At 73.4% G+C, this 13,162-nt stretch carries 7 protein-coding genes; all 7 read right to left on the reverse strand.

Features of this window, described 5'->3' with window-relative positions; genetic code table 11:
• Positions 1 to 27 precede the first annotated feature (27 nt).
• Positions 28 to 2,358 carry a transglutaminase family protein gene (locus tag GB864_RS09490; RefSeq protein ID WP_160424407.1) on the reverse strand — a complete coding sequence of 777 codons (2,331 nt, stop codon included), beginning with the start codon at positions 2,356 to 2,358 and terminating at the stop codon, positions 28 to 30.
• Complete coding sequence (locus GB864_RS09495) at positions 2,355 to 3,668, reverse strand: DUF58 domain-containing protein (RefSeq protein ID WP_160424410.1); 1,314 nt, start codon at positions 3,666 to 3,668, stop codon at positions 2,355 to 2,357. The genes GB864_RS09490 and GB864_RS09495 overlap by 4 nt, the downstream gene beginning before the upstream one ends.
• A complete protein-coding gene (locus GB864_RS09500) occupies positions 3,665 to 4,636 on the reverse strand; it encodes an AAA family ATPase (RefSeq protein WP_160424412.1) in 972 nt (323 codons plus the stop codon). The genes GB864_RS09495 and GB864_RS09500 overlap by 4 nt, the downstream gene beginning before the upstream one ends.
• A gap of 16 nt (positions 4,637 to 4,652) precedes the next feature.
• Entirely contained in the window at positions 4,653 to 10,544 is a 5,892-nt protein-coding gene (locus GB864_RS09505) for an Ig-like domain-containing protein (RefSeq protein WP_160424414.1), read from the reverse strand.
• Complete coding sequence (locus GB864_RS09510) at positions 10,541 to 11,647, reverse strand: serine/threonine-protein kinase (protein WP_336603942.1); 1,107 nt, start codon at positions 11,645 to 11,647, stop codon at positions 10,541 to 10,543. Before GB864_RS09510 ends, GB864_RS09505 begins: the two co-directional genes overlap by 4 nt.
• Before the next feature lie 126 nt (positions 11,648 to 11,773).
• The gene (locus GB864_RS09515; protein WP_160424418.1) at positions 11,774 to 12,568 is read right to left on the reverse strand and encodes a protein phosphatase 2C domain-containing protein; all 795 of its coding nucleotides are present in this window, start codon (positions 12,566 to 12,568) and stop codon (positions 11,774 to 11,776) included.
• Positions 12,569 to 12,608: 40 nt separating this feature from the next.
• Positions 12,609 to 13,162 (reverse strand): FHA domain-containing protein (locus GB864_RS09520; protein ID WP_160424419.1); only part of this gene is annotated, 554 nt, incomplete at its 5' end.

The raw sequence follows: 13,162 nt of genomic DNA on the forward strand, positions 1-13,162 counted from the left end.
GCCCGCCGCCGACGGCGCCTCGGGGGCTCAGTCTCTCGCGCCCGCTCCCGCGTCGGCCGGCTCCGCTGTGGAGGACGGGCTCTCCGCGCGCTGGCTCTCACCGCCGAAGGTCACGAGCGACACCGTCGCCGCGAACCGCTCGCGACGGCTCAACCCGTTGCCCATGCGCTCCCGCAACCGGTCGGCGAGATCCCAGACCTCGAGCGCCGCCGCATCGGTCGGCGCCTCGGGACCGAAGAGCTGCCGGTCCACGACGGCGGCGAGCACCATCGGGGCGATGCCGCCGATCTCCTCGGCCTGTTCGGCGCGTGTCGCGCCCGGCGTGACCCGCGCGCCGTAATCGAGTGCGGCGTCGACCGTCTCGTCCCAGGCGCCCTCGATGCGCGACGGCGTATCGCCCGCGGTGCGGCGCAGACGGCGTCGACGCTCCTTGGCGAGCACGACCGCGGCGAAGGGCGCCGCTGCCAGCGCTGCGGCCAGCAGGACGAGGAGCACGGCGAGGAGGATCGGGCCGACGAGCGCGAACCAGTCCGGCGAGTCCGGCCGCGGCTGGTCGGTACCGGCGTCCGTGTCGTCGTCGACCTCCTCGACGGGGGTGCCCGGATCCGGCGGCGGCAGCACGGAGTCGGGGTGGGCGATGATCATCGGGTCGTCCGGCTCGCGCGGCGGCACGGGGCGCTCCTCGGGCACCGGATCGAGGGCGAACCAGTCGCCCGAGACGTCCTGGACCTCGATCCACGCGGATCGGTCGCGCTCGTGGAACAGGGTCGCGCCGCCGGCGGCGACCCCGCCGCGGTAGCCCACGACGACGCGGACCGGGAACCCGATCTCGTGGGCGAGGAGCGCCGCGGCCACGGCGTACTGCTCGGCATCTCCGAGCATGGGCACCACCGAGGCGAGTTCGTCGATGCGGTCGATCGCATGTCCCGAGCGGCTCGGCTCCTCGTCGTCGCCGCCGTGGCTGAGGTATCCGGTACGCAGGCCGTCGATGGCGGCGGCGAGCTGCTCCCCTTGCGAGAGCGCCGCCCCCGCCGGCGCCCAGTCGAGCAGCAGTCGGCGGAGCGAGGACGGCACCTCGGCCGTCGGCCCGGAGGTGGAGTCGCCCGGGACGAGCGTCGCGGGGTCGCGCGGCGGCACGAGCACGGCATCCAGGCGATAGCCGTCGCCGGGCTGCAGGCCAGAGCCGACGGCGACGGTGCCCGTCGCGGCCTGGACGAAGACCTCGCTCGCGAGCTCGTCCGCGCGGCTGCCCGTGAACTCCACCCGCTCGAGGTCGCCGGCGCTCGGCAGCCACGTGCCCGAATAGTCGAGGACCCGGACGTCGAGGGCGACCTGATCGCCCGCGGAATCGGACTGGTCGAGCCGGTACGGGACCCGCACGAACCGCCGTCCCCCGCCGGCGCCGGAGTCGCCGCCGATCGTGTAGACCACGCCGTCGTAGCGGTCGAGCGCCGCCAGCCGGAGCGGCACGCCCTCGGGCAGACCGGAGACCTCCAGGACCGGCTCGTCGCGCACGTCCTCCGCGAACGACGCGCGGTAGGCCGCGAGCGGGCTCGACTCCGACGTCGGGTCGAACGGCGGCTGCACGACCGAGCGGATGACGCTCCGATTGCCCGTGGGCAGCGCCGCGGCACCGCCGGCGACGAGGGCTGCCGCGGCGACCATCGCGACGGCGCCGACGAGCCGCCGGACGCGACCGGCCGCACCGGAACGCGCCGCGCGGGCCGATTCCTCCGGTGCGCCGAGCACGGGCTCGATCCGGAGCCGGCGACGCCTGGTCGCCTCGACGCCGGCGAGCCACGACGCCCCGGCCGCGACCGCCAGGAACGCCGCGAGGACGACGGCGTCGTCGCGCTCCGAGCCGAACGCGATGCCCGCGACGAACAGGACGAGGGGCGGCAGTACGGCGGTGCCGGGACGCGAGGTCCGCAGGGCGAGCCCCGTGGCGACGACCGCGGAGACGAGCGCGAGGAGGAAGTACGGCACGAGCAGCGCCTCGAACGAGCCCACCGGGTCCGGCACCGACACGAGCCGCCGCCACGACGCCGCCACACCGACCACGAGGTCGACGAGACCCGCCGGCGTCGGCAGGAACCCGAAGGCCGCCTTGCTCGGCACCGCCGCCGGGACGCCGAGCACGAGGAACGCCCCGACCGTCACGAGAACGAGACGTCGGAACGACCAGCTTCCGCGAGCGCCGAGGAATCCGATGACGATGCCCGCTCCGACGGCGAGGACGCCCGCGAGGGCGAATCGCCCGGTCTCGTAGGTCGACCACCAGGGCAGGGACCCGGCGAGGTGCAGCACCGCGAGCCCGATCGCCGAGAACACGATCGAGACCGCGTCGCGGCGCATCATGCCGCGGCTCCGCTCACGAGCATCCGGCGGAGGTCTTCGAGATAGCCGATCGTGTACACCACGACGCCGCCGAGCGAACGGACGGCGGGCTGGACGTCGGGGATGCACTCGACCACGACGACATCGACCCCGGGCCCGAACTGGCCCGCGGCGGATCGCAGCTGCACGGAGGAGCGCTCCGAGCCGGTCACGAGGAACGCGAGGGAGACGGAACCGCCGCTCTCGGCGGCGACGCGAGCGGCATCGACGGGCGGGACCGCGCCCTCGTCGAGCTCGACGAGGCACAGCGAGTCGAGCAGTCGCTCTCGCGTGACGGACGGCAGGAGCGCCGGCCTGCCCGTCCCGCCGTCGCCGGGATGCGGCGCGGAGGACCAGAGGTCGACCGTCCGTCCGTCGCGGATCGCCCGCACTCCGAGGGAGCCGACGACGCTCACGGCGAGTTCGAACTCGACGGCGCCGGCGAATCCCGACGGCTCGGCGTCGAGCACGACGGCGATGCGCGAGCGTCGTGTCTCCTCGAACTGCTGCACCATGAACCGGCCGGTCTTCGCCGAGCTGCGCCAGTGGATGAAGCGGCGGTCGTCGCCCTGCTGGTACTCGCGCAGCGAGTGGAACGCGACGTCGTCGGTGGTCAGGTCGCTCGTCGCGACGCCCTCGAGGTCGTGGCGGAACCCGGCTCCGAGGGAGGGGATCGACAGCGTCCGAGGGTGCACGTGCAGCACCGCCGTGTCCGACCACACGATCTCGCGGCGCACAAGGCCGAGGGGGTCGGCGCGGACGGTGCGCACCGGTCCGATCGGGATGACCCCGCGTCGGTCGGTCGGCAGCGCGAGTCGCTCGTCGATGACGCCGCCCCGGGGCACCGGGGGCAGGCTGCGATAGACGACGCCGTCGCCGACCGGGATCTCGAGGCGCACGCCCGTCAACCGACGGTGGGTGCTCTCGGAACGCAGCACGACGGCGGCCGTCCGGCCGACGGCGACGCGATCCGCGGGCAGGTCCAGGTCGACGGCGGTCCCGCCGCGCCCCGCGAGCGCGAAGAGGGCGAGGACGAATGCGGCGGCGAGTCCGGCGGCCAAGCCGATCGCCTCCGCCCAGCCGAGCACGAGTCCGACGGTCACCGAGATCGCGGCGGCGGCGAGGAACCAGCGACCCGTCGACGTGACCACCGCGGCGGCGGCGGCGAGCGAGACGGCGAGGCCCCGCCGGGTCGCGCCGGCCAGGCGGATCGCGGCGGAGATGGCGGCGGCCAGGGCCCCCTCGCGGGCGGCCCCGCTCGCCCGTGAGGTCCCCGGAACGGCCTCGGTCACCCCGCGAGCCTCGCCGACGGCGGAGCCGTCTCGATGAGCGACTGCGCGATGATGTTGGAGGCGGTCACCCCGTCGAACTCCGCCTCCGGGTCGAGGATGAGGCGGTGGGCGAGCACGGGCTCCGCGAGCGCCTTGATGTCGTCGGGCACGACGTAGTGCCGGCCGCGACCGGCGGCGTGGGTCTTCGCGGCGCGGACAAGGGCGAGGGCGCCTCGCACGCTCACGCCGAGCCGCACCTCCTCGGCCGCGCGAGTCGCGTCGACCAGTCGCGACACGTAGTCGTGGATGGTCGGGTCGACGTAGACGGAGCGCGCGAGGTCGGTCATCCGGACGATCTCATCGGCGCTCAGCACCGGATCGATGCGGAGCTCGTGCGGACGGTGGTCGGCGCCCGCGAGGATGCGCAGGGTCGACGCGTGGTCCGGGTAGCCGATCGAGGTCCGCATGAGGAAGCGGTCGAGCTGCGCCTCAGGCAGCCGGTACGTGCCGGCCTGCTCGATGGGGTTCTGGGTCGCGATGACCATGAACGGCGACCCGACGTCGTGGCTGCGGCCGTCGACCGTCACCTGGCGCTCCTCCATGACCTCCAGGAGCGCGGACTGCGTCTTCGGGCTGGCGCGGTTGATCTCGTCGGCGAGCAGGATGCTGGCGAAGATCGGCCCCGGGTGGAACGCGAACCCTGCGGTTCGCTGGTCGTAGACGGTCACGCCGGTGATGTCGCCGGGCAGGAGGTCGGGAGTGAACTGGATGCGGCTCGTGGTGCCGGCCACGCTCTGCGCCATCGACCGCGCGAGGGACGTCTTGCCCGTGCCGGGGACGTCCTCGAGGAGGAGGTGGCCCTCGCTGAGGAGCGCCGTGAAGGCGAGTCGGATGACGAGGCTCTTGCCCAGCAGGACCTGCTCGACGGCGTCGACGAGTCGGTCGAGGTCGCCCGCGAATCGGGTGGCCTGCTCCGGCGTCATGGTCATGGGGTTCCTCTCGTCCTCATCGGTTCGTGAACTGCACGCTCACGCCGCCGATCTGCACATCCAACCAGACCGCGTCCTCTGGTCCGGCGCCCGTGATCAGGCAGCTGGTCGGGCTCGCCGCGGGCACGCCGACGGCGTCGCCGGCGAAACCGCAACGGTACGTCGCGGGGATGCCCGAATTGTCGGGGTCCCGGAGCCAGGTCCAGGTCGCGGTCGCGGGATCCCAGGCGCGTCCGGGCACGTCGAAGTTCAACGAGGGACGCGCGTCGGCCGGCAGGGTCGCCGACCAGCGGCCGCAACTCCCCCACGCCGTGCAGGCACGGATCTGGAACCGGACCGCTTCGCCGTACGGCCGGTTGAGGATGGCCCGAGGCCACCCGGTTCCGGAGAACGAGCGGACCGACCCGGGAACGGCGAGTCCGGAGGAGTCGATGGCCTGGATCTCGAGGCGGGACCAGTCGCCGCCGGTGTTGGAGACGTAGCGGTCGTAGGCGAGCCCGGACTCGGTGAACATCATCTGCGAGGAGACCGAGCCGATCTGCCCCGGGGTCTGCCGGACCGTGATGCCGGCGAGGTCGGTGCGGGCGCAGCCCGCCCGGTTGTAGCCCCAGACGACGAACGTGTCGCGCACGTCGTCGATCGCGCCGCCGAACACCGCGCGGGTCGATCCGGCAGGCACGGCGACGACGTCGACGACCGAACCGCCCGTGCCCGGGGGCGTGACCATGCCGGGTGCGGGGGACGACACGGTGCAGGCCTGCGAGCCGGTGGGGGGAGCGGGCGAGGAACCGGTGAGGCGCTGCACGAAGTAGCCGAGCACGGGGTCGCCGTTGTCGGCGAACGCATCCCAGGTGACCGTGACCGAGCCGGCGATCGCGTCGCCGATCGGCGCGATCGCCCCGGCCACGGGAGCGCCGAAGGGGATCCCCGTGGTGCTGGACGACTCCCAGACGGCGAACTCTGGAGCGGCTTGGTTGCGCGCACTGACGCTCACCTGAACCGTCTGGCCGTTCGGCAGGCCGCGCCACTCGACCGTGCAGCGCGTGCTGCTGCAGATGCTCGCCGCCGCGAAATCGTCGACCGCGCCGCCGACGGCCACGACGTAGCGGCCGACGGCGGACCCGGCAGTCACGACGGGCGTCCAGCTGATCCGCAGACCGCCGTCGAGCGGCGCTGCCTCGAGCCCCGTGGGAGCGGCCGGGACCGCGTCGGACCAGTACAGGCCGGCGGCGGCGGCGGCATCGGAGATCCCGATGGCGTTGCGCGCGCTCACCTGCACCCGCGCGGCGTAGTCGCTGCCCTCCCCCGGCGTCTGGATCGTGCATCGGGTCGAGGCGCAGTCCGTGCGTGCGAGGACCGCGCCGGTGTCGGGGCCGGCGAGGACGATCTCGTATCCGGTGATCGGCGAGTTGTTGGCCGCCCCGGGTTCGAAGGCGACGTCGAGTTCGCCGAGCCGGTACCCGGTGACCCGCACGCCGGTGACCGGTTCCGGGCGGTCCTGCACCGAGATCGTGACCGTGCCCCACACGCGACGGCCGGCATCGCCGGTGGCGTCCTGGATCTGGTACTCCAGCACGCTCTCACCGGGGGCGGCGGCATCGGACACGCGGACCGTCAGCACCGACCCGTCGCCGCTCGGGGACACCGAGACCCCGGCCGGAAGGCTCTCCGCGTCCGCCCCGCGGACCTCGGTCACGACGAGCGGCGTGCCGGGGAACGGATTCGCGGGCTCGTCGTTGGCGAGGACGTCGATGCTCGTCGTCGCACCCCGCGGCGTCACCGCGGTGTCCGCTCGGGCGCTCGCGAGCGGACGCGAGGACGACACGACGGAGAGACGGATCTGCCCCGGGGTGCCCGGCTGTCCGTTCAGGAGGACGTCGACGTTGAGCGTGGCGACGGTGTCCACGGGGATGCCGTCGTCGGCCCGGACGGCCACGACCGAGCCGTCGGAGTCGATGTCGAACCCGTTGGGCCACGGTTTGCGGATCACGAACTCGAGGTCATCCGCCGACACGGAGTCCGGATAGGCGGTCAGTTTCGCCAGGTCGAGGCGTTTGGTCTCGCCGGGCTCGAAGTCGATCCGACCGCCCGTGAACGCGGGGGGCTGGTCGACCGCCGGCTCCACCAGGATGGGCAGCACGATCGTCGCGGTTCGGCCCGCCGCCTCGCCCTCCCCGGCCACGTCCTCGACCGTGAACGAGATCGACGCCGGACCGAAGTACTCGTCGGCGCTGCGATAGCGCAGTGTGCGCGAGTCGACGACGAAGTCGACGCCGGCGGCGTTCGATGCGCTGACCTCGCCGTCGTCGACAAGGCCGACCGGTCGGCCCGAGGCGGCGACGACGTGCTCGTCGATGTCGATGAGCAGTTCCTCGCCCGAGACGACCTCGAGTTCCGGGGCGTCGCTGCGCACCTGCGGGATCGCGTCGTCGCGGCCCGGCACGAGCACGAGGGCGGTCGCCGAACGCGTCGCGTCCTCGGGGTTCGCGACGACGAACGGCACGGTGCGGCGCCGGTCGCGCACTTCGATCCGGATGGCGCCGTCGGGCAGCACGCTCGCCCCCTCGTCGAAGCCCGGCACCAGGCGGGGCTCGAGCACGCTCGAGTCCCCCTCGGCGAAGAACACGTTCTCGAGGACGTCGACGTCGACGGTCGTGCGATCGAGGATCTCGTCGAGCGCGAGCACGGTGTCGTCGGCCTCGGGCGCCGGCAGCGGTGCATCCGGATCGACCTCGACCGTCAACCGGGCGCTCGCCTCGACCTCGCTCTCGTTGCGGACGGTGTAGACGTACTCGAGCGAGCCGGCGGTGGACGGCGCGGCGACGCGCACGAGCTCCCCGTCGAATCGGGGCTCCGGCGCGCCGTCGACCGGCTCGACGTCGACGATCGTGAGGTCGTCCCCGTCGGGGTCGGTGTCGTTGGCGAGCACTCGGATCGCGACGGTCCGATCCGGGCGGACCGCCACCGCGTCGTCGTTCGCGACCGGGCGGCTGGCGCCCTCGAGCCCGCCGGCGATGCCGACCCGGATGACGCCGGTCGAACGCACGCCGAGGGCGTCGACGACCTGGTACTCGAACTGGTCGGTGCCCGTCGAGTAGTCGCCGGCCGTGTAGTCGACCCAGTCGACGCCCGTCTCGGCGACCAGCCCGAGGGTCGGGTTGGAGGTGAGGCCGAGCAACTGCACCGAGTCGCCGTCGGCGTCGATCCCCGTGAGCGGCACCCGGATGCGGATCGACTCGCCTTGGAGCGCTCGCGCCGTGACGGTCTCGGGTTGGGGCGCGGTGTTCGGCGTCAGATCGGTGCCGCGCACGAGGATCCGCACCTCGGCTTCCGCGGCCGTGCCGTCCTCGTCGACGACGCGGTAGGTCGCGGTGTACTCGCCGGGCTCCTCCGGGGCGAGGTAGCGGAGCACACGGCCGTCCGCGAAGAGGTGGCCGGCGGCGGGCGCGGTCACGATCGCGGGGTCGCCGAGCGAGAGCGCGGAGTCGTCGGGATGGCGGTCGTTGTCGAGCACGTCGATCGAGATGACGTCGCCGGAGCGCGCCGTGGCCGTGTCGTCGACGGCGATGGGCGGTTGCGGGACGGCGGGCGGTGCGACCTGGATGACCGTGACCGTGCCCGTCGCCTCCGCGAGACCGTTGCTCACGCGATAGTCGAAGACGACGGAGCCGTTCTCCGGCGGGGCGTCCAGCTTCACGCGGAGCATCCGGTGATCGATGACCTCGACGCCGACCTCGGGCGGGAGCGACTCCTCGTCGATCCCGGTGATGATGAGCACGCGCCCCTTCGGATCGAAGTCGGTCGCGAGGACGTCGACGTCGACGGATCGGGCGAGCTGCACGAACGCCGAGTGGGGCACCGTGATGGGCACCGTGCCCTGCTCGGCGGACGGCGAGACCTCGATGCGGACGGTACCGGTGGCCGTCTGGGCTCCGTCGGCGACCGAGTACTCCAGGAGGTGGGTGCCCTCCTCCGTCGCACGGAAGCGGAACGTTCCGTCCTCGAAGTCGACGGTCGCCTGCACGTCGGGCACGGCCGTGAGTCGGACGCCCTCGCCGCTCCCCCCGCTGACGTGCACGAGCGGATCGATCTCGACGTCCTCGTTCACCGCGGTCTGCACGACGAACGACTCGGCGATCAGCGGCGCGGTGCCGGTCGCGTCGACGCTGAGGTCGAGCACCCCCGCACCGGTCGCGACGCCGTCGGACACCGAGAGCTCGACCCGCCGAGCGCCGACCGCCGCGTCCGCCGTGACCGTCACCCGTCCATCGGGTCGCCGGACGACCGTGTCGACGTCGGACTCCGCGGACACGAGATGAATGGGGTCGCCGTCGGGATCGACCCAGTCGGACAGCACGTCGGTCTCGCCCCGCTGACCCGCCTCGAGGACGAGCGAGGGCGTGCGCACCTGCACGGGTCCGGAGTTCTCGTCCGCGCCGCGCACGATCACGGTCGCGGTCGCCGAGGCGGTGGACCCGACGCCCGTGCCGTCGGAGATCGTGTACGTGAAGCGGATCGGTCCGCTCGCGTCGTCGGCGAGCTCGATCTGCACCGCCTGGCCCTCGGCGACGATGTCGAGGTCGACCGCGTGCTCGACGGGCGTGACGTTCTCGACCGAGTCGATGACGAGGACGTCGCCGTTGTCGTCGTAGTCGTTGACGAGCAGCGGCAGCGTCGTCGTGCGGCCGGGCCGGGCGCCGACCTCGTCGTCGACCGCGACGGGCTTGACGGGGGTCTTCTCGAGCTCCGGCTCCTCGGGCGAGTCCTGCTGCTCGACGACCAGATCATCGTCGCGCTCGGCTTCGAGCTCGGCCCAGTTGTCGATCAGGTCGAACTGCTCCGAGGCCCCCCAGCCGCGCCCCCCGTCCCGGTCGGCCAGCACCACGTCCCGCCCGTTGTCGATGAAGGCGAGGTCGGCGCCGCCGGGCATCCCCGCGAGGGTGAAGTCCTCGCCGGCGCCGTCGTCGCAGCGCCGCCAGCCGCCGCCGGCGTCGAGGTTCCATCCGGCGTACTCGCAGCCGTCGACCCGCACGGGCGCCGCCGGCGCCCCGCGACGATCGTCGCGGAGGACGCGGACCGTTCCGTCGGCATCGACGGCGACGAGCCCGGCCGCGTGCGCGAGCAGCACCGGGCCGCCCGCCGCCGACGCGCGCTGGAGCAGCGCCCCGCGGAACCCGGGGACGTCGTCGGCGAGGTCGATCGTCCGATCCGGCAGACGGAGCACGCCGACATCCGAATCGAGGAGCGCCCACACCCCGCCCGAGCTCGTGAGCTGGAGCGCGTGCGACTCGTCGACGGGGTCGAGTTCCCAGCGCGACTGGACCGTGTCGGCGCGCGTGACGTCGAGGCTCACGAGCAGACCGGTCGACGGGGTGAAGGCGAAGAGCAGCCCGGCGTCGTCGACGCTGACGATCGTGCCCGCTCCGAGGGAGAGCAGCGGGTCGCGCGACGAGTCGAACTCGTCGAGCGAGTCGATTGCGGGCATCCACACGTCGCCGTCTGCCGCGAGGACGAGGCGGTCGCCGGCGAGGGCGAACGCGTCGACGTCGGGCGGGACCGCGACCGTGTCGAGCACGGTGGAGTCCACGGGGTCGATGATGCGGAGGGACGCGTGCTGCGCGTCGAGCACGAGGACGTCGTCGCCGCGCTGCGCGACCTCGATCGATCCGCCGCCGACGTCGACGACGGTGTTGAGCTCGTCCACCAGCGTGTTCGCGCGACCGACGAGCCCGTCCTCGCCCCTGGCGATCCACACCGAGCCGTCGCCGAGATCCTTGCGCTCGGAGTGATAGCCGTTGGTGACGACCGCCACGGTCGCGACGACGGCGACGACGACGGCGAGGGAGATCGCCGCGATGAGGTCTCCCCGTCGTCCGCGAGCGCGGCGACCGTCGACTGCCCGCGTCATGCCGCGCCGCTCCCCACGAACCACCAGGTGAGGGCGGCGCCCGCCCCCGCGCCGACGACGAGCGCGATCGCGCACGCGGCGAGCACGAAGCCGCGCCCGCGCGAGCGGACGGGACCGGCCGTCTGGGCCGCGGGCCGAAGCGGGGGCCGGCGACGGCGGCGCGGCGCGTGGACGTCGTCGGACGCGGCGACCGTGGGGTGCTCGCGGTCGATCGGCACCCCCGTCGCGAAGCCGTCGACGACGAGGTCGATGGGCGTCTGGTCGAGGCCGAGCTCCGACTCGACGGCCTGCAGGTCCCGGACGAACGCGACGGCGCTCCGCTGGCGCTCCTCGGGGCGCTTGTCGAGGCTCCGACGGATGATCGCCTCGAGCGACGCGGGCACGTCGGAACGGCCGATGGGCTCCGGGGCGGCACGGCGGATGCGCTGCGCGAGCACGTTCGCGCCGTTGTCCCCGTCGACGCGCTCGAACGGGCTGCGGCCCGCGAGCAGCGAGTACAGGGTCGCGCCGAGCGAATAGACCTCGCTCGCGACGGAGCCGCCGCTCTCGTCCTGGAGCACCTCGGGCGCCGTCCACGGGATGGAGAGCCCGACCGAGTCGGGAGCGGGCTCGGAGCGGTGCCGCACGGCGATGCCGAAGTCGCTCAGCACGGGATGGCCGTAGGCCGTCGTCAGGATGTTCGAGGGCTTGATGTCGCGGTGCAGGATGCCCGCGCGGTGCGCCGACTCGGCGGCGCCGCCGATCGCGATCATGACGGCGAGCGCGTCGGGAACGGCCAGCGGCGAGAATCGGTAGCCCTGGCCGATGGCGGGCGTGCACGGCTCCATGACGAGGTACGGGCGGCCGTCGGCGGCGACGCCCGCCTGGTGCACGGTGAGGATCGCGGGGTGCGCACCGAGCCCGGCCATCAAGTCGGCCTCGGTCTGGAACGCGCGGCGCAGTTCGTCGGTCACGACATCGGCGAGCATGACCTTGACGGCGACATGGCGACGCGGCAGGTTCTGCTCGTAGAGGAACACGTCCGCGAACCCGCCGGACCCGAGGACCTGCACGAATGTGAAGCCCGGCAGGATCGGCGGAGTCGAGGGAATGCGTCGCGACACTGTGCCTCCCAGCCTTCCAGCGCTTCGGGGCGCCGTCGCGCCCGGGGCAGGCGCGTGCCTCATTCTAGGGCCAGCCTCCGCCGGCACCGAGTCACGGTTTCGCCACGGGTCCGCGGTTCCCGCGCGCTAGGAGGCTTCCGGCGGCTCCACATCGAGCACGTCGACGACCACGACCGTGACGTTGTCACGACCGCCGTTGCCGACGGCGGCGTCCACGAGCGCCTTGGCCGCATCCGCCGCCGCCTCGTGCTCGGCGAGGAAGTGCCGGATCCCGTAGGGCGTGAGCTCCTTGGTGAGGCCGTCGCTGCACGCGAGCAGTCGCATCCCGGGCTCGATCGCGATGGCGCGGTAGTCGGGCTGCGGGGTCTCGTGGAAGCCCACCGCTCGGGTGATGACGTTGGCGTGCGGGTGGACGTCGGCTTCCTCGCGGCTGATCTGGCCGGCGTCGACGAGCTCCTGGACGATCGAGTGGTCGACGGTGAGCTGCTCGAGCAGTCCGTCGATGTAGCGGTACACGCGCGAATCGCCGATGTTGTAGACCAGCCAGGCCGGCTCGGCGCCGATGACGGTCAGCGCGACGCCCGTGACGGTCGTGCCGCTGCCCTCGTCGGTGACGCCGATGGAGCGGGCCATGTCGCGCACCGCGTGCCGCAGCGCCTTGTCGATGTCCCGGGCGGTGGCGTGGCTGCGGCCGCCGTGCTCGGCGAGGCGGGCGACGACGGCGGCGCTCGCGATGTCGCCCGCGGCGTGGCCGCCCATGCCGTCGGCGACCGCGAAGATCGGGGGCTGCGCGACGAAGCTGTCCTCGTTGACCTCGCGCCGGAGCCCGACGTCGCTGATCGCCGACCACGCGATGGTCACGGCCGTGCCGTCGGGGAGGGCGAAGCGCACGCCGGTGTTGTCGTTGCCGATCTGGGTCATCGGCCGCTCGAGAGGCTCGGTCGGGTCGTGCGGGTTCGGGTCACGTATCGGGCTCCTTGCCGGAGAGGATCTCCACGATCGTATCCCCGCCGAGCTCGAGCCGCGCGCCGCCTTCGACGACGACGGCGACGCCGCCGCGGAGTCTCCGGCGCCCGCGGGCCGTCACGAGGACGGTGCCGTTGCGCGATCCGAGGTCGACGGCGATGATCCGCTCCCCTTCCCGCCGGAGCTCGAGATGGGTGCCGGAGAGCACTTCCGAACCGGCGATCGCCACCAGATCGACTTCGGATGCCTCGATCCGGCGGTGCTGCGGGCTGCGCCCGATCAGGGCGGCCTCGCCGAGTCGCCGCTCGACGCCCGCGACCCGGTAGCGCCCGTCGGCGAACCCGGAGGCCGGGACCTGGACCGGCGCCTCGACGAACGGGCCGGCACCGGGCTCGGGCTCCACGCTCGGCGGCGCTGACGGGATGGCAGCCGGTGCGGGCGATCGCGGGGCGACGAGCGGGACCGGCGGGGCGAGCGAGCGCAGCGGCTTCGTGCGGGTCTCGGCCGCGGCGGCGCGGGCGGCGCGGTGCTCCTCGGCGGCGCGGGCGC

Origin of the sequence: Agromyces seonyuensis, from assembly GCF_009789225.1 — a bacterium.
Classification (GTDB): domain Bacteria; phylum Actinomycetota; class Actinomycetes; order Actinomycetales; family Microbacteriaceae; genus Agromyces; species Agromyces seonyuensis.

Bases quoted from the DNA above. Each gene is read 5' to 3' on its own strand.
- GB864_RS09490 (WP_160424407.1), bottom strand. From the start codon at position 2,358: ATGATGCGCCGCGACGCGGTCTCGATCGTGTTCTCGGCGATCGGGCTC.
- GB864_RS09500 (WP_160424412.1), bottom strand. From the start codon at position 4,636: ATGACCATGACGCCGGAGCAGGCCACCCGATTCGCGGGCGACCTCGAC.
- GB864_RS09505 (WP_160424414.1), bottom strand. From the start codon at position 10,544: ATGACGCGGGCAGTCGACGGTCGCCGCGCTCGCGGACGACGGGGAGAC.
- GB864_RS09515 (WP_160424418.1), bottom strand. From the start codon at position 12,568: ATGACCCAGATCGGCAACGACAACACCGGCGTGCGCTTCGCCCTCCCC.